The organism is Nocardia fodinahabitans (genome assembly GCF_052983615.1).
The window spans coordinates 5845650-5864307 of record NZ_JBRJJC010000001.1; the positions used below are offsets into that span (position 1 = coordinate 5845650).

At 64.9% G+C, this 18658-nt stretch carries 7 protein-coding genes; 4 read left to right on the plus strand and 3 right to left on the minus strand.

The features are described from left to right. Window positions 1–118 precede the first annotated feature (118 nt). The gene (locus NV348_RS27530) at window positions 119–5350 is read left to right on the plus strand and encodes a PDDEXK-like endonuclease domain-containing protein (protein WP_447149445.1); all 5232 of its coding nucleotides are present in this window, start codon (window positions 119–121) and stop codon (window positions 5348–5350) included. Here NV348_RS27530 and NV348_RS27535 read toward each other — a convergent pair. Next, entirely contained in the window at window positions 5347–7566 is a 2220-nt protein-coding gene (locus NV348_RS27535) for a DEAD/DEAH box helicase (RefSeq protein ID WP_447149446.1), read from the minus strand. The genes NV348_RS27530 and NV348_RS27535 overlap by 4 nt on opposite strands. A gap of 199 nt (window positions 7567–7765) precedes the next feature. On the opposite strand from NV348_RS27535, the gene NV348_RS27540 reads away from it, so the two are divergent. From NV348_RS27540 to NV348_RS27550, 3 genes are read left to right on the plus strand one after another with little or no spacing between them, the layout of a single operon-like run. Continuing rightward, complete coding sequence (locus NV348_RS27540) at window positions 7766–11149, plus strand: hypothetical protein (protein WP_447149447.1); 3384 nt, start codon at window positions 7766–7768, stop codon at window positions 11147–11149. Next, on the plus strand, window positions 11146–16089 hold the full coding sequence (locus NV348_RS27545) for a DEAD/DEAH box helicase (RefSeq protein WP_447149448.1): 4944 nt from the start codon (window positions 11146–11148) through the stop codon (window positions 16087–16089). The genes NV348_RS27540 and NV348_RS27545 overlap by 4 nt, the downstream gene beginning before the upstream one ends. 12 nt (window positions 16090–16101) lie before the next feature. Continuing rightward, on the plus strand, window positions 16102–16689 hold the full coding sequence (locus tag NV348_RS27550; protein ID WP_447149449.1) for a hypothetical protein: 588 nt from the start codon (window positions 16102–16104) through the stop codon (window positions 16687–16689). 427 nt (window positions 16690–17116) lie between these two features. Here the strand turns inward: NV348_RS27550 and NV348_RS27555 are convergent, their stop codons facing one another. Both NV348_RS27555 and NV348_RS27560 read right to left on the minus strand, forming a co-directional pair. Beyond that, complete coding sequence (locus NV348_RS27555; protein ID WP_447149450.1) at window positions 17117–18367, minus strand: hypothetical protein; 1251 nt, start codon at window positions 18365–18367, stop codon at window positions 17117–17119. Continuing rightward, on the minus strand, window positions 18364–18579 hold the full coding sequence (locus tag NV348_RS27560) for a hypothetical protein (RefSeq protein WP_447149451.1): 216 nt from the start codon (window positions 18577–18579) through the stop codon (window positions 18364–18366). The genes NV348_RS27555 and NV348_RS27560 overlap by 4 nt, the downstream gene beginning before the upstream one ends. Between the last annotated feature and the right edge of the window lie 79 nt (window positions 18580–18658).

Genomic DNA, 18658 nt, shown 5'->3' on the forward strand with positions numbered 1-18658 from the left:
GGTATCGCTAACGAACCGATAGCGATTGCGGGCGCCTTCTCTGCGTATCTGTAGCGTGGGCCCGTGAGCTGGCGATACCGTGGGCGGGTTGGCTTGCAGGTGGTGAGGAGAAGTCGCGATGGCGGAGTCGGGGTCCGTGCAGGAAGCCGATCTGGCGGATCGGGCATCGCGGTTGTTCCGATTTCTGGCGCGCGTCCAGGGGGTCGGTGGTCACGCGATCCTCGACGCCGAGGACCTCGGGGCAGTGGAGTGGCTCGGCGAGCTACCGCCGAGTGAGGCGGTCCGGTTCACGCCGGGGTCGGAGGACAAGCCGTTTCTGCGGTTGGACAAGGTGCCTGTGTCCCCGGCGATCGATCCGCCTCCAGCGGAGGTCCGGAGTTGGCTTGTTCCCGGGCAGCTGGACGACCACACCGCCGAGCCTGCATTACGCGCCGAACGGGTCAACAGTAATGGTGTGACGGAACGGCTCGCCGGGTATCCCGAGATCGCGGTGGCGTTCGACAGCTGGCTACGGCGGTGGCGGGCGTGGGCGGAGCGCACGCGGATCGAAGAGCCTGCCCATCGCTGGTATCGGGCGATCTACCGTATGTACTCCGACGTGAACGCCTCTGCGGAATCCAAGGAAGCCGTGCTGGCGCTGGGGTGCGTCGCTTGGCGGCGGCCCGGAGCAGGGACGGTTCGCCGGCATGCGCTGACCATGCCCGTGAAGTTCGAGTTCGACACCGAGTCAGGCACTTTGACCGCACGTCTCGATCTCGATACAGGTCGCTCGACGATGGAGTTCTCGGATTTTCTCGATCCAGGCGAGATCATCGATCCAGCGTTGCTGCGCACCGTCGAACGTGAGTTTCTCGATGGTGTAGACCCATTCGACCGCGATGCGATTGCCGCGCTCATGCGGAGGTTGCTGCACAGCCTCGGACCGGACTCGGACTTCCGCGACGAGATGATGCCGGCTGCCGCGACGTCGGACCCCGTTGGCTACTACGCGCCTGCGCTGATCGTCCGATCCCGTGGCAAGCGCGGGTTGACCCGGGTCCTCGACACCATCGCCGACCGGATTCACGACCAGCGCCGGGTGCCGGCCGGATTGCGCAACCTGGTCGACCCTGCCTACACCGCTACCGCGGAACTGCCCTCGGACAACGGCGCGATGGTGCACGACGGGCCCGACACTTTCTTGCCCCTGCCTCTCAATGCAGTCCAGCTGGCGATCCTGCAGCACGTGGACTGCCACGCCCACACGATCGTGCAGGGACCTCCCGGTACAGGTAAGACACACACAGCTGCCGCTTTGATCACGCACCTGCTCGCTCAGGGCAAGCGGGTGCTCGTCACCGCCCATACCGACCGGGCGCTGGCGGAGGTTCGAGGGAAGCTGCCTCACCAGATGCGTGACCTTTGCGTCTCTGTCGCCGGGGCCAGCCGGGATAATTTCGACGACTTGAAGCTGTCGATGGAGCGGATCGCTGCGGCAGCCGATGATCACGATTCCCCAGGCGCTCGCCAGAGAATCGAAGCGTGTAATATCCGCGTCGCCCAGCTGCGGGCGGCTCGCGCCCACGTCGGCGAGCAGCTGCTCCGTCGGCGCGAGCAGGAGGTGACTCGTCACCAAGTCGGTTCCTACCAGGGCACTTTGACCGAACTGATCCAGCGGCACCGATCGGAGGCGACACGGTTCGGCTGGATGCGGGGGCTCGACGACGTCGGTGTCGGCGCGGCGCTGCCGGTGTCTGCCGCCGAGGCCCTCGAATGGCGAGCGCTCCTGCTCGACGAGGCGCTGGCGGACTCCGACGTCGCGGCACCACAGTTGCTCACCGTGCACGATGTGCCACCTGTCGCTCAAATCGCACAGTGGGGCGCTCGCCTGGATGGAGCGACGACACGGGTCGATGCGCTGGTCGCGACCGGGGCGCGGTCATGGATCGAACAGATTCGCGGTATCACCCCGGCCAGCCGGAGTGAGCTGGTGGCCACGGTGCGAAAGGTGGATCGAGAGCTCAACGAGCTGGCAAGCAGCCGGGACGGTTGGGTTCGTGATGCCGTCGCCGACGTTGCCAGGGGCCGAGGAGGCGTTTGGCATGGGCGGCGCATGCGGCTGGTCGAGCTGCTCGATCCCGCACAAGCATTGACGGCCGAACTCGGCATCGCTCAGATACGGGTGTCCGGGGGTGACCGTGCCGCGCTTGTCGCCCTGGCCGAATCGATACTCGGTCACCTGGAAAAGAACGGTGCGCTGAAACTACGTCCGGACGGTGCGCCGAAGGTGGGTCTCACAACGAGCCGAGTTGTGAAAGATGCTGCGCCGCTGTTCGAACAGGTTCGGGTAGACGGCCGGGTTCCTGTCACTGCCGAACAACTGCGGTCCTTCCTCAACTACGAGAAGGTCGAGCGACTCGTCGAGCAACTCGATGAAGTGTGGGCGGGATCGGGAGCAGATGCCGCGGCACCCGGAAGCGTGTCGGTGCGGTTGGCTCACCACCACGAACATGCCGAGCAACTGCGCCGGCTGCTCACCGTCGGCACCGAACTGGTAACCGCAGGACAGCAATTCCGCGGATACGGGATGGCCGAGCCGGATTGGTCGGATCAGGCCGTGCGCCGGGCCCTTCTCGCTTCGTTCGACGCGGCCGCCGCCATCGACGAGCGCGCTGCGGTGGCCGAACTGTTCGACTCTGTCGCCGCGCGGGTGGCCGGACTTCGTTATCAACCCGGCGCTACCGCCGACCTGCACGCGTTGCACGAGGCGCTACAACGTCGCGACATCGAGGCCTATCAGCGTGCTCATACGCGATTGGCCGAGCTGAATTCGCTGCGTGCACGATATGCCCGGCGCAGCGAGCTGGACATCCGGATGGCAGCTCTGCCTCATCTGTGCGAAGCCGTGAACTCTACTGCAGTGTCGCAAGTCTGGGACAAGCACCTCGGGGAACTCGAAAAGGCCTGGGACTGGGCGGCGCTCGGTGCGTGGCTGGAAGGGGTCGATACCGAACCGGCCAACGAACTGTTCGATCAGCTCGACGACATCGAGGCCGGGCTGCGGGAGGAAGCCACGCAACTCGCAGTGACCAAGGCCTGGGACAAGGCCGTTGCACCCGAACGGCTCGGGCCGGGAACTCGTACCGATCTACGCCAATACGCCCAGCTGGTCCGGCGCTACGGTAAGGGCACCGGGGTGCACGCCGACCGCAGGCGTCGCGAGATCCGCGACACGATGGGGCGCTGCCGGTCGGCGGTGCCGGTCTGGATCATGCCGATCTACCGGGTGGTGGAGCAGCTCGACATCGAGCCGGACATGTTCGATGTGGTCGTGATCGACGAGGCCTCCCAGGCGGGCGCGGAAGCCGTCTTCCTGCAATACCTGGCCAAACGCGTCGTCGTCATCGGTGACGACCGGCAGGTTTCGCCGTCCGGTGTCGGCGTAAAGATCGAGACCGTGCGCGGGCTGGCGGAGCAATACCTCGCCGACAATCCACACATCGCGAGCTGGATCGACACCAAGCGAAGCCTGTTCGACGACGCTGGAATGCGGTTCTCCTCGCGGCTCACCCTTGTCGAACACCGACGCTGTGTACCGGAGATCATCGGGTTCTCGAACAAAATCGCCTACGCGAAGGACGCCAAACCGCTTATTCCGGTACGGGTCTATGGCAGTGACCGCCTCCCACCGATCCGGACCGAATACGTGTCCGTCGGCGTCAGCACCAAAAGCAATCTGAACGAGGTCGAAGCCGACCGGATCGTCGCGCGGGTGGTGGAGTGCCTTGCCGACCCTCGCTATTCGACGAAGACCTTCGGTGTCGTCTCACTGTTGGGATCCCCCCAGGCAGAACTGATCTGGAACAAGTTGCTCCTCGTCGTCGCGCCGGAGGAACTCGACCGCCGGCAGCTGCGGTGCGGCGACGCAGCCGACTTCCAGGGCGCCGAACGTGATGTGGTCTTCCTGTCGATGGTGAAGGCCCCGGGGCCCGACTCGCGGCTGGTGGCTCAATCGGCCGAGTCGGTGATCCAGCGATACAACGTGGCTGTGTCGCGTGCTGCTGACCAGCTGTGGCTGTTCCACTCGGTGACTCTTGACCAGCTCGGCAACCCCAACGACCTGCGCTATCAGTTGCTCGACTATTGCTTGTCAGCCGAAGCATCTTCGGCGCCTGAGGAATTCGAACTGCCTGTGCCGGTTCGGGAGGACCGGCTGGTGTCGCCGTTCGAGTCCGTGTTCGAGCAACAGGTGTTCAACCGGATCGTGGCGCGGCGGTACCGCGTTGTCGCTCGCTACGACGTCGGTGTGCACACGCTCGACCTGGTGGTGGTCGGCGGGCACGGGCGCGTCGCGGTGCTGTGTGAAGGTGAAGGGTGGGGCGGGCCTCAGTCGTACCAGCAATCGCTGAACTGGCAGCGGGACCTGCAGCGGTGCGGGTGGCCGTTCTTCCGCGTTCGTCGTTCGGCCTTTGTCGCTGATCCGGAACAGGCGCTTGCTCCACTGTGGGAGATGCTGGATTCGATCGGCCTGGCGCCAGTTGTCGACGAACCAGTGGTATCTGCTGCGCCGGCATCTCCGCCTGTACCCGCAACGGGGCCCGTGCCTATGCAAGAGGCGGTGATGTCGGCAGGTCTAGTGACGGTGCGAGCTCCCACTTTCGAACTGATTCCACTGCCGGAACTGCTCGACAGCTATGACTGGGTCAAGCCGGACATCGGTGATCCCGATGGCGAAGGGGCTGCATACGTCACCCCTGAGGCGGCCACGCCTGCAAGATCGGTATCGGACGGAGCCGGTTCGGCTGCGCATGGTCCGGATGAGACGGCGTGGGTGGCGGCTGCCGCGCGTGAGATTGCCGAATATTCTGCATTTACAGAACCTTTAGCAGTGGCCACGGCTGGACACAATGTGGCCTCGGTCAAGGCGGACCTGCTGCGCGTGATCGACGTGGAAGGGCCGGTGACCGCAGGTCGACTTGCTGCGGTCCTCGACCGGGCCCGAATCGAGGACGAGGATCGCGACCGGTTCCCCGCGCTCATCGAACGGGCGCTGGAGGCAGCCGTTGCGCAGGGCCTGCTCGTCGCCGACGACTTCCTCGAGCTCGGACGCCCGGAATGGGTCAGCTACCGGACACCGGCACAGCCGGTGATTCGATTGCGGTTGCTCGGCGCCCGTGCGATCGAGCATGTCCCTGGGCGTGAGCTGGCTGGAATCCTCAGCCACAGTGCCGAATCCACCGGGCGGTATGACCGCGCCGCACTTATGCAGGATGCTGCTTCAGCGCTGGGGCAGAGACAACTGAACGATCGCATGATCGCGATGATGGCCATCGTATTGCCGAAGGCTGAGCGGGCTGAAGGCACGCGCTAGAGCAGAGCTTTCGGGGTAGTTCCTCGGAGGAAGGCCGCGATCTGGACGAGCCGATGAGGAGGTACCCGCACCCCGTCCAGATCCGACATCAACTCGTACATGGCTCCGAGAGGGTCGACGGCGGAATCAGCCCAGAGGGTGATTCGTCTGGCGGCGGCCCGCATTCGTGGCAGATCGGTGTGCGGCGCGGTTCCCAGCAGCAGCAAATCGACACTGTCACCACCTAATTCAGCGAACACTAGCTGTTCCTGGCGGGCCGCGGCCTCCACAAGATTGCGAAGATCGCCAGGGTCGGTGTAGCCGATCAGGTCCCCCACCTCTTCGCTGGTGGCGATCTGACCGAGGTTTGAGAGCTCGGTCAGGAGGTCGGCACACTCGTTGCCTACTTCGGAAGTACGGCTTTCGGCCGGGTTGGTGCTACGAGATGTGCCGACCTGCGCTGCGGGCTTCAGGCTCGGCCCGGACCGCGGCTCGGCTGTCGATTGCGGCTGTGGTACCGACTGCGGCTTCGGCTCCGGTATCGACGCTGCCTGCGGTGCGGGTCTCGCCACGGCTCGAGGCGCGGCGATACGGTCCTCGCCTCTCGCTCGGGCAGACAGAACGCTGACTTCGGGGCGTGGTGCAGGTCCGGGTTTGGGTAGTGACGAATGCGTCTTCGAACCCTGCCATCTGCGCAGGAAGTCGATCAGCCCGGCGGGATCTGTTCGCACGATCTCGGCGGCCAAGGGGCCGATCGACGTCAGCATGCTTGCGCCGTCCCGGCTGGGGTCCTCGACCGAGCCCGAGACGAACACGTGGACAACGAGTGGCGTGCGGGTGGAACTTCCGGGGCGAAGGACGCGGCCGAGCCGCTGGATCAACTGCGTCTGGTTGCGGTGGCGGGCCAGCAGAACTGCGATTTCCGCGCCGGGAACGGGGATTGTCGGATCGAGGACACGTTGCTCGACGAGAACGGCGAGCGACCGGTCGTGCAGGCGATCGGTTATCTCGGTCCGCTGTGCGTCGGTGAGCGTCGTAGCGGTGGTGGCTGCCGCAATTCCGTGGGAGGTCAGCGCGTGGTGCACCTGTGATGCTGACACCGGTCGCTCGGTGAAAATGATTGCTTGCGTTGCGCTCATAATCTCGGGAGGCAGCGTGCCGGCAAGGTCGATCTTCCCCCGGCATTCAGCCAGAAGAGTCGCGCGTTCGCCGACCGCAGTCAGATAGCGATTGGCGTGATGGGCCCCCGAACCACGACTGGTGGCCAGTACATCGACGAACGACTGGAACTCACCCGGCTTTCCAGGGGCACCATATCCGTCGATCAGGGTCTCGTATTCGCGATCGACCAGAGAATCCAGCCGAGTCAGCCGTGCACGTTCCTTGGCGTCCGGCTCGACGCCGACCTGGATCACCGTGATCGGCCCGAGCAGGGCTTCCGCGTGTGCGGTCGGGTAGTCGCATCCGGTGATCGCGGGACCGAAGTAGGGGGCCAGTCGCGACCGCACGCCCTGATCATCATGATCCAGTGCGCGGGTCAGTGCGAGGCGGGTGGCGAACTGGTCAGTGAGGATCTGGGTGATTACGCCTCCGGCGTATCGATCGAGGTCGTCGACGACGAGCAGTGCGTTCGAACACTGTGTAGGCGAGGCGATTTGCCGCAGGCGCGTAATGGTCGACGCCGTAACTATCGCGACTTGCCAGCTACGTTCGGTGCTTTGGCGTGGGTTGGCGCCGAGTCCGGCGACTCGGCAGTCCGGTGCGTACTCGGCCAACTCGTCGAGCCATTGATCACGAACGGCGTCGTCGGCAACGAGGACCACTGCCGGCGTCCTCGATGCGACAGCTTCGATGACCGCCCGGACACCCAGGACGGTTTTCCCTGTACCGCCGACTGCTTCGATAGTCCCCTTTCGTCCGTTTCGTGCCCACTCCGACAGTGCCCGCTGTTGCCAGGCGCGGAGGGGCAGCTGGTTTGGGTGTGTCGTCTCGGTCTGTGGGGCCGAGGCCGGTGCCCTGGAATCCGGCTGGGAAGGAGGAGTTGCGGTCTTCAGCGCCCACCGAGGCGGAGACATCGAGCCGACCTGCTCGAAGACGGTCCATTCCGCATACAGCAAACGGTTGACGACCGAGCGGTTGACGCCTGGCTCGGCCAAGGCCTCAGCGATCTCCGGGGCGGACAGGTTGGGCTGGGCACGTAGCAGATCGACGATCAGATCTGTCAATTCGTTCCCCACCCTGCACCACCTTCCCGCTTCGGCCGCACGGCCACGAACCGAGGGTAGCGGCACGGCCGTCGACGTGAGGTGCGTGTGCAGTCATCCCGGATATCGAGTCGGGCTCCCCGGAGGACCCGATGGTGCAATGATGGGCAGGCGAAATTGGTGGGTTTGCCGCAACTCGAACTGGGTAGCGGGTGGGTGACGCGGAGGGGCGATGCCGGACACGTTCGTCTGGGACGAGGCGGGAAACGAAGAGTTCCGGCAAGCGCGGCGACTCGAGCAGGTATCGCTGTTCGCAGAACTCAATCTCGACTACGACGAGATCGTGCGCACCCGTGACTTGCTCGGCCAGGTGATCCGCGAACACCGGCACTCGCTGGGTCTTCCCCAATTGCTGGACAGGTTTCCCGCGTTGACGTTGACGACGCTGATCGGACATGCCGGGCTGGACTACGAGCAGGGTAAGTACTGGGAAAGTTTCTGGTCTGAACTCGATTTGGAACGGGAGCAAGAGTTCGAGAACCTGTTGCGGGCACGGCTCCCGGTGTACCTGCGCAAGTTCAAGATGCGGGTGTTCCCCGATCTCGGTACCCAGTACGTCCAGATGATGGCGGTCCATGCCGGTGTTCCGGTGCATTGCCTCGGCGACCTCGTCGACGTCATCGAACAGCACGTCGCGCAGGGGCGTGATCCCAGTGGAGCCGCGGTCTTCGAATGGCTCACTCAGCCCGGGCTCGAATATCGTATGAACGAACTCGACGTTCCCGTGCGAAACCTCCTCAAATACGGCGGTGAAGTGGCGGTCGACATCGTCGATCGGATCATCGAGTTCGCCGGCTACACCCGTGAGCATCCTGACTTCGCCAACGACCTGAACCTCGACACCGCAACCACCGGCATCCCTAGCCTGTTGCTCGAAGCCTTGATCGAACGCTGGGAGGAGCGGCCGTTCGGTGAAGTTGCAGCGATAGCGAGCCGGGTACCGCGATCGCGTCGACCAGCTCTCGCCTACTCCCGAATCGACGATCAGATCGTTGTCGAGGTGCCCCATCCGGTTTCGGGCGCAGAGTTTCCATGGCTGGTTTCGCTCGACGGGGAAACCACCACGGTGACGGTTCGCCGCGGCTGGGGGCTGTCGGCGGAGGATGTCCAACCGCCGACGCCTGTTCCGGTGACGCGGCAGGTCAGGGAGGTGGTACTGCGTCACCAGGAATCGGGCCAGCACCACCGAATCTCCCTCGTGGACAAGTCGGACCCGTTGCTGCTCTTCGACGAGCAGGGTCGTCACCTGTCCCGTCACGTGGCGTTGCCCCGTGGTGAGGTGGTGGCTGTGCACCCCGCCCGAGCGACCTTGCTCGATGCTCACTCGGGAGCAGAGATCGAGCATGCTGTGGAGGCGACACCGGTGGGCTGGCGAGATTGGGTCGCGCGGCTGTACGACCTGACCGAGACGGATGCCGTGGTGCTACGAGACGGCTCTCGATCCGGCACGGTGCGGCAGGTTCGGCGCACCGGTTCGGCCCGGCTGTCCCTGCCCGAACCTGTCGAAGGCGTGTATACACGGTCGGGGCTGTCCGTCTACGCCGAGCGTCCGACCGTAGACCTGCCGCCGCACGCGGTAGAGCCGGTGGAGTGGCGAGTACGCGTGCGACGCTCGGGCACCGTCGACTGGCTGGCCGAGGAGACCTGGGAATCCGATACCGAGCCGGTGTCGCTTGACCCGTTCGATGGGATCGCAGCTGGGATACTCGGTTTGTTCGATGTCGCGATCAGCGGCCCCCTCGGTCAGGACATCCGGCACAGTGTCTTCCTGGCCGAAGGCCTCGAGGTCGAGCATGCTGCCGAGTTCCGTATTCCGGTGCAGGAAGGACTGGCACCGACGAGTGCGACCGTGATCGCGGCGCCGCCTCTGCGCATCGATCGCACCGAGATCGAGTTCGGTGCCGTGGACCGTGAAGCCACCGTCGTCGTGACCTCGGACGGGGTCTCCGAGCGACTGGGGATTCGTCCGCCTGCGGTCGAGTTGCGCGTAGACCCGATCGGGTCGGTGCCGGGCTGGCGCACCGTGGCACCGGTGCTCACCGTGGACGATATGGCCGAGTACTCGATAGTAGCGGCGAGGGTACCGGGATCTGTCGAGGTCGACATGGTGTTGACCGATGAGCGCGGGTATGTCCGGCAGACCGCCTGCCCGAAGGTGGCGCGAGACAATGTTTTCCAGCTGACCACCCGGGAATTCGCAGATACAGCACGGGCGATGCGTCGATCGCGGGTCGTGTTGCGCATCGATACGGTCGATGGATCGACCACACAGGTCACCCTGGCGCGGATCCAGCCACGCAGATTGTGCACCGGCGTACACCTCGAGGGCGCCGACCTTGTTTTCGACGGGGCGACCGACACTGATCTGGCGGCTTTCGTCTGGCCGCTCACTGCACCGTGGCAGGCGCCGATACAAGTTGAGCTGGTCGACGGAAGAGCCACTTTGCCCACCGACTTCGTTGGTGCAGGTCCGCTGACCGTGCAGGTGTTCGTCGATGACCCATGGTCGGTGATCACGGCACCGGAACATCCGGACGAGACGGCCGACACCGTGGAACAGCCCGGCTGGATGTCCGACGATGACCTCGGCCGCGTCGAGCTATCCCGGTTCCTGGCTGGGGCCGGTGCTCTTTCTGCAACGAGCTCGGCAGTGCCGGAGGTGTGGACGGTGTACGCCAGTGCACGCAGCGGACACGGATTTCGGTCGGTGACGCGTTCCGCACTACTCGAGGTCCTGCACGCCGACCCCCGGTCTTCGATCGAAGCACTCGACCGCAGCGCCATTCCGCGGACCGAAGTCCCCGCACTGCTGATCAGTAGCGGGTTGATCGATCAGGATCTGTCCTCCCCGATCCGGGCGGAAAACCTGACCGATCCGTGGCTCGGATGCCTGGTCGCAATTGCCGATCTACCCTACTTCGCGTTACATCTCAACGATGCTGCGTCGGGCGAAGAGTTGCGTGCCGACCTGGCCAACTACGGCGGTGAGCAGCTGCTCAACCTGCTCACCGGTGATTCTCGCTGTGCCTACTCCGACATCTTCGATGCGGACACGGTGCCATTGCACTTCATGCCGGACGAACAGTTCGCGGCGCTGAAGCAGGCCTGCGAAATCGTGCCCGCCGCACTGCTCGACGCGGACACTCGCCGAAGTGCAGTATTCGAGGCGTTCGCGCAGCGGCATCACTGGCAGGACGACCCTGCGCAGGTGTCGATGACTGTGCAGTCGGCGGAACTGATGCCACTGCTACGCCGGTCATCGGCATCGATCTACGACGTCGTCAAGGCCCGCAACGAGGTGCTGAGCGGTGCCGACACAACTCGGTTCCCTTGGCTGCTGGTGTCGATGCAGTCGCTGCTGTTCGCCACGGTGGCCCGGCTGAGCGCGCGATCGATGATCCGTGGCTGGTCGTTGCCTGCACCGATGCGCGAATCCTGGGTGCGCCTGGCTGAACTCTGCCCTGCCTTGGTGTGCACGGACGTGCTCATCGCCGACGCACTCGCGTCGTACGCCACGCACCAAGACATCATCAACAAGATCGGAGAACCACGGTGATCGAGCGGCTCGACCCCCTCGCGGCCGGCGCAGATATCGAGGCCGGTTACAAGCGATACCTGAAAACGCTTCTGGCACCTCGTGATCCGATCCTGGCCGCAGCTTTCGACCGTGCCGTGGACGAGACTTCCCTACTGGTCAAAGGCCCGTTGCTCGAGCTCACTCCGCCCTACGCGGTGGGGGCGACGCTGCGATCGCTGATAGCCGAGGGTGTCCTGCATCCGGGATTTGCCGAGTTCGCCGAGACCATAGCGTTGGACCGCCCGCTGTATCGCCACCAGGAGTCCGCGGTGCGTAAGGCTGTCGCCGGCCGGAACCTGGTGGTGAGCACAGGAACGGGGTCTGGCAAGACGGAGAGCTTCCTGCTGCCGATTCTCAATGAGCTGGTAGCGCAGAAGGCCGCCGGCACGCTCGGCCCGGGTGTGCGTGCGCTGCTGCTGTATCCGATGAATGCGTTGGCCAACGACCAACTGAAGCGCTTGCGCCAACTTCTTGCCGCATCGCCGGACATCACCTTCGGCCGGTACACCGGAGAGACCAAGCAGCGACGCGCCGACGCCGAAGCAGCGTATCGGTCGATGTTTCCTGGGGCCGAACGACTGCCGAATGAGCAGCTCAGCCGCGAGGAGATGTGGCAATCCCCGCCGAACATCCTGCTCACCAACTATGCGATGCTCGAGTATCTGTTGCTGCGTCCGCGCGACATCGAGTTGTTCGATGGAAAGCACTCGGGAACCTGGCGGTTCGTCGCGCTGGATGAGGCCCACGTCTACGACGGGGCACAAGGCAGTGAAGTCGGGCTGCTGTTGCGCCGGTTGCGTGACAGGGTTGCGAGTGAACTCCCGTTGCAGTGCATCGCGACTTCGGCCTCGTTGTCGGGCAGCACCGACAGCGAACAGGGAGCCGAGGCCACAGCTTTCGCGCAAAAGCTGTTCGACGCACCGTTCGAGTTCGTCGATGGGAACCCGGCTAGACAGGACCTGGTGACCGCAACGCGGATGCCGCGAAGGCCCGAACCTACCTGGCAACTCGACGACGACAAGCTGATGTTGCTGGCCGAGCCCGATGCGGACCTGGCCTGGGTCGGGGCGAACGTGCCGTCGGGCGACGTCGCTGATGCCCTCCATGTCGAGCGGCGTACTGCCGACCTCAAGAAGCATGCCGGGGCGGGGCCCAAGAGCATGTCTGATCTTGCGGCGAAGATGTGGCCGAACGACGTTCGGGCCCTGACCAAACTCGAGGCATTGGTCGCCCTGGGATCCAAAGTGACCGACCATGACGGCAACCCCGTGCTGTCAGCGCGCTACCACCTGTTCGTCCGGGCCACCGAAGGCGCCTATGTGAGTTTCACCGACATCGAGCCCACGGTGCTGCTGGGACGGCACGAGATCGATCCGGTGACTGGACGGGCCGTGTTCGAGTTCGGGACCTGCCAGCGCTGCGGCGCTGTTCACCTCGCCGGACAACCCGAATCCGACGGTGCACGTGAATACTTCCGTCCCGCCAAGCGGGATTCCAAGGTGAAGTGGCTGGTTCTCACCAGCAACGAGACGCCCGATCTCATCGACGAGGACGACGCTACGCTCGACGAGGACAGTGGTCCCGGCCGTGGGACGGGCATCCGGACACTGTGTGCCGGCTGCGGACGGCTCGACAGAGGCGCAGGGTCCTGCGATGCCGGCTGCCCAGGCGGCCCGACACTGCGAGTGCGTGAACATCCTGTGGCGCAACGAATCATGAGCAAATGCACCGAATGCGGTGCGCTTTCGCGGCAGGTGATACGGCGGTTGCGCACCGACACGAATGCCGCTCCGGCGGTGATCACCACTGCGCTGTATCAAAACCTCCCACGAGCCCATGACGAGACCGCCGAGAACGTTGGTGGCGGACGCAAGTTGCTGATGTTCTCCGACTCGCGCCAGCAGGCGGCGTTCGCCGCACCCTATCTCGAGCAGACCTACGGCCGAATGCTCGAGCGCAGATATCTCGCCGAGGTGCTGGGCCGATCCGAGAACTCCGGCGAATTGCTTTCCCCCGAAGACCTTGCCGACGGTGCGCGGGCCGTGGCAGTCCGCGCCGACCATTTCGACGAGCGGGCTACGAGTACAACGCTCAAGCGGGCCGTCAATCCCTGGGTGATGGCCGAGCTGATGGCGATGGATCAGCGCCTGTCCCTCGAAGGACTCGGGCTGATGTCGGTAGGGCTGTTCCGGCCACGGAAGGCGAAGATACCCAGCGGGTTCGCCAAGATCGGGCTGGCAGACGAAGAGTTCTGGGGCCTGATCAACGAGCTCGTGAAAACCATTCGACTACAGGGTGCGATGAGCCTGCTGCCCGAAGTCAACATCAAGGAGCCGATATTCGAGCCGCGAGCGAGCCGGATCAGGGTTCGATCACGCAGCTCAGACCGGGACCGCCGCATCATAAGCTGGCTCCCCGGCGGAAAGCCGGGCACAACGAACAACCGGATTCTGTTCCTGCGCAAGGTACTCGCCGCGGTCGGTGCGTCGGCCGACGCCGAGTTGGTACTCGATGGCTGCTGGAAGTTCTTGTTGGAGAACCGGTTTCTCGTCGAGGAGAATGACCGGATCGCAGGTGTGGTCTTCCAACTCGACCAGGAACAGTTGCGAATTCGTCCCGGCGCCGATTGCGCATGGTTCCAATGCAATGCCTGTCGCCGGCTGACCACACACAATATCCGCGATCTCTGCCCGCAAGGAAACTGCGACGGCACCTTGATGCCGTTCACGTTGCCGCCGCTGGGCGCCGACACCAATCACTATCGCACGGCCTATCGCACGCTGGCCATGCTGCCACTCTCGGCCCGCGAACATACCGCGCAGTGGGAGGCGACTGCGGCAGCGGAAGTGCAGCGTGAATTCATTTCCGGAGAGGTGAATGTCCTGTCGTGCTCGACGACCTTCGAGCTCGGCGTCGACGTGGGCGATCTGCAGTCGGTGATGCTACGTAACATGCCGCCCAAGACCGCGAACTACGTGCAGCGAGCGGGCCGGGCAGGTCGTCGTGCTGCTTCCGCCGCGCTCGTGGTGACCTACGCCAAACGCAGCTCACACGACCTGTCGAAGTTCCAGAACCCGGAGTCCATGATCGCGGGGCGCATGCGGATTCCGTGGATTCCCATCGAGAACGCGAGAATCGGACGCCGTCATGCACATTCGATTGCCTTGGCGGCGTACTTCCGGCACTGCTACGACCACGGCGGCGAAGAATGGCCTACGGCAGGGCAGTTCTTCACTCCCGCGGAGGGCTCGCAGCATTCTGCGGCCGCGCGCGTTCGGGGGTTCCTCACCCCGGTCCCGGATGCCGTCCTGGCCTCACTGCGAGCCGCGCTCCCGGCCAAGATCCAGCACGAGATCGGCGTCGAGGACAACGCGTGGGTCGAGCACCTGTGCGATCAGCTGGGCGATGCAGAGAACGATATTCGATCCGACATAGCTACTTTTCAAGAGCTGATCGACCAAGCCAAGCGGGAGGATCGGCTCGAGCTCGGTGCGCGACTGCAGAAGACGCTCCGCACCATCAGCGACCGCCAGCTCCTCGGTTACCTGGCCAACAAGAACGTGCTGCCGAAGTACGGGTTCCCGGTGGACACCGTGGAATTGCGTACCTCGCACTGCGAGGGCACTGTCGGTGCCCGACTCGAGCTGTCCCGTGACCTCGGTCAGGCCATCTACGACTACGCGCCCGGCAACCAGGTGGTGGCCGGTGGCAAGCTCTGGACCTCACGTGGCCTGCACAAGCTGCCGAAACGGGAGCTCGAGTCACTGCAATATCGAGTGTGTAAGGAGTGCAACCACTTCGAATCCGGCCACGTGCTCGACGGCGGATCGGTCTGTCCGAACTGTGGTACCGAGTTCGGGCCCACCAAACGATGTGTGCTGCCCGAGTTCGGGTTCGTGGCGGACCGCAGGCCCGATGACGTGAAATCTGAACCACCACGGCGCGCGTGGTTCGGCGCCAGTTATGTGGAGACCATCGGTGAAGCCGTCGAACTCCCGCCGTGGCGATCGGGCACCGGCGTCGAGGTGCGCGCACTCTCGGGAACCCGAGCCAGGCTCGCAGTGATCGGCGAAGGGGCGGGCGCAGGTTTTGTGCTGTGCGCGTGGTGTGGTTGGGCGGACCCGATCGGTGCGAACCGGGGCAAGGCCAAGTCCCACCATCGTCCCGCGACGGGAAGCGAGTGCTCCGGTCCGCTGGAGATGGTCTCGCTGGCGCACCGCTACGAGACCGACGTCGCCGAGATCACTTTTTCCTCGGAGTTCGCCTACACGCCCGAGGCCGAGGCGCGTTGGCTTTCGGTGCTGTATGCGCTGCTCGAAGGGGCGTCCGAAGCGCTCGAGATAAGCCGTGACGACATCGATGGGACGCTGTCGTGGAGTGTCGATGGGCGGCGCAGCATCGTATTGTTCGATACCGTTCCGGCCGGCGCAGGTGCGTCGAAGCAGATCGCGGCCGAACTCGATCGAGTGCTGCGTGTTGCAGCACAGCGAGTAGCCGAGTGTGATTGCGGGCCGGAGACCTCGTGCTACGGCTGTTTGCGGTCGTTTCGCAACGAGCGCCACCACGACAAGCTCTCTCGGGCAGGTGCGTTGGCTATCTTTGACGGACTCGGCCTTACCGGTGCCGATTCTCGATCGGCTCGGGCGCTCCGAGACCTCGAGTGGGTTGAGGTATCCGCCGCTGTAAGGATATTGCTCGACGAGCTCGCCGAAGCGGGAGTACCCCAACCAGAGGTCGGCATCGAGGAAGGTAGGCATTACTGGCCGGTCGAACTTGCTTGGCCCACGGCGAAGGTCGTCGTGGTCGAAGGCCGAGACGACGACCGCGACTCGGGACTCGAGGAGGACGGTTACCAAGTTGTCCCGGTGGAGGCCCCCGACGCTGCGCGGCGGGTCGGTGTGCTGCTCACGGCGCAGTGATCGGGAGCACAGATGCGGCTTTGGACGTTGCAGGCACCGGAAGTGGTGACGGCGTTGCGTGAGGTCGGTGTCTACCGCGCCGAGTGGGATCTGGTTGTCGGTAACTGGCGTGGGGCGTATGCCGAGATGGTGGCGGAGATGCGGCGGCGTGGCATCGAGGGTGGTGGGGCGCCGCCTGTGTGGTGCTGGCCCGGGCGTGCATGGCGACGTGGGTCCGTTCGGACGTCGGCGACGATGCTGCTCGGTGATGATGAATGGGCGCATGGTCGGTGGCTACTGACGCTCGATGTACCCGCTGAGTTGGCGTTGGCGACCTCGTACGCGGTGTGGAATGACTATCTCGGCTATGCGACCGGGTTTCAGGATGGACCCGAACGGATGGATTGGTCCGGTCGGAAGACCTGGGAGTTCGATGAGATTCAGGTGTGTATTCCGGAGTTGCGTCGGGAGTGGGTTGTGCGGGCTCGGCCGTACCCACCCGATGCGGACACCGTCGCTCGTATCGAAGCGGACCCGGTGTTGCGTGATCGATTCGCTCTGACTCGGAATGGGCTGCGGCGAAGGTCGATTCGTGAGCGCGTTGGCGGTTTCCGGGGGTAGTACCCGCGCAACGTTTCCCGATTCATCGGCCGAACGAGAATCTGAGATTCGCGTTGATGAGGGTTCAGGCGGTAGCGAAGGTGGCCGACTGTCGACTCGTCGAGGTTCGGTATGTCGATGTAGAGGGCCCAGCGGAGGTCGGGATCATTGTCCCGAGGATGATCGGGTGTTACTCGTCGGAGAGCAGGATGAGCCAGGGGCGGGTCGGGTCACGGTCCGGTTCGTGAGGGCGGCGTAGACGGCGTGGGAGGGCGGAGTTGATGGCTGTTGAGGACTTCCAGATTTCTGGGTCGGGTGGTGGTGAAGGAGGTGACAAGGGACAGGCAAGTCCAGTTTTCCGGTACCGCTCGTGTGCCCCCTTGCTGGAAGACTGATGAGGGGTGTGGGGTCAGCAGTTCGGAACGCGTGGTTGGCAGCCCTGTGTTGTCTAGGCTTCGCTCGACAATGCCGCGGCGACTTCGTTTAGGCCGCAGGCGCGGGCCTGGACGACCAGGAGTTTGCGCATACGGTCCGGGAGTTCGCCGGTGATGGCGACGAGGGTTGCCCAGGCGGTGTGGTCTCCGCCGCCGAGCAGCTCGACGAGGGTGCCGAGTTCGGTCATGCCGTCGAGGAGGGCGAGGACTCGGGTTCGGGGTTCGCCTTCGACGATCAGTGCCAAGGGCAGCATGGTGGGGGCTTCGGGGCTGGCCAGGATGATCAGGTCGCGGAGGGAGGTGTCGTTCTCGGCGAGAACGCGGTTCGCGATGCAGCGCTGTTGGGTGGGGTCGAGGTGGGGGACCAGGGGGAGCAGGTCGAGCCAGAGGCCCTGGGCGAGGGAGATGTCGGAGACTCGTGTCAGGGTGGCGGGGTCGTGCATGACCGGGCGCTGGGCCAGGCGTTGCAGGCCGGTGATGGCCATGCCGGCGGCGACGGGGAGCAGGGCGTCCCAGGCGTCGAGGTCGGTGACGGCGGTCAGGAGGCCGTCGAGGATTTCGTCGTCTTGTTCGGCGACGATGTCGGCCATGCGGGCGCGTTCCTCGGGGCCGATGATGTCGAGGAGGGAGATGGCGTCGGCCCATTTCTCCTCGGCGTACATGGTGGTGACCATGCCGGGGACGCGGTCGGTGACCATGTTCAGGAGGCGTTCGGCCTGGGAGCTGTCTTCCAGGTGGAGGCCGACCTGGAGGATGTCGCTGTCGGTGGCTTGGGGGAGGGCGGCCCAGAGGATGGAGTCGGGCATGGCGCCGGCGAGGCGGCCCATGGTGAGGTAGTCGCCGCGGGCGATCAGTTCCTCGGCTACCTCGGCGGCCATGGTGTCGGGGACGCGGGCGATGACTTCGGCGGCGCGTTTCGGGTCGAGCAGGACGGTGGCGTCGGCGAGGAACTTGGGGGACAGGGATTCGGCGATCCCGACCGCGCGGGCCGGTTCGACAGCGCCGGCGACAGCGGCGGCCAGGGCTGGGCCGAGTGCTTTCTCGGCGACCAGTGCGGCGATCGGTTTGGGGACCAGTTTCACCGCGGCGGCGACGCGTTGCATGCGCAGGACGTCGCGGCCGGACATCTCGTCACTGACCTGGTCGCGGAAAGCCTTGATCGCCGAAGGGGATTGGGTTGTCAGGAAATCCAGTTCGGCGGGGTCGACGTCGAGGACGCGGGCCAGTTTCGCGATCTCGGCCATGGTGTGCCGGATGCTGCTCATAGTCCTAGGACCTTTCGGACGGCGGGGCGGGCCAGCCGGGGGATCAGGTGCATTCCCGCGCCGAGGGCGTCGTCCATGGCGGCCTTGCGCGCGGCCAGTGCCGATTCGGTGAGACCGTGGAGGCGGGTGAGGTCGTCGACGTCGAGGGTCGCGAACTCCGCCGGGGGAGGGGCTCCGAGGGTCGCGGTCAGCTGGTCGAGGCGGTCCGGCACCGTCGGGCTCCTTCGATAGTGTTGTGGCAGTGGCGATTACACGATAGCGGTGGGGGATCGCCGTCGCTTCTTCGGCGGG

Coding starts and splice junctions, on each gene's coding strand:
- NV348_RS27530 (WP_447149445.1), top strand. CDS start 119: ATGGCGGAGTCGGGGTCCGTGCAGGAAGCCGATCTGGCGGATCGGGCA.
- NV348_RS27540 (WP_447149447.1), top strand. CDS start 7,766: ATGCCGGACACGTTCGTCTGGGACGAGGCGGGAAACGAAGAGTTCCGG.
- NV348_RS27550 (WP_447149449.1), top strand. CDS start 16,102: ATGCGGCTTTGGACGTTGCAGGCACCGGAAGTGGTGACGGCGTTGCGT.
- NV348_RS27555 (WP_447149450.1), bottom strand. CDS start 18,367: ATGAGCAGCATCCGGCACACCATGGCCGAGATCGCGAAACTGGCCCGC.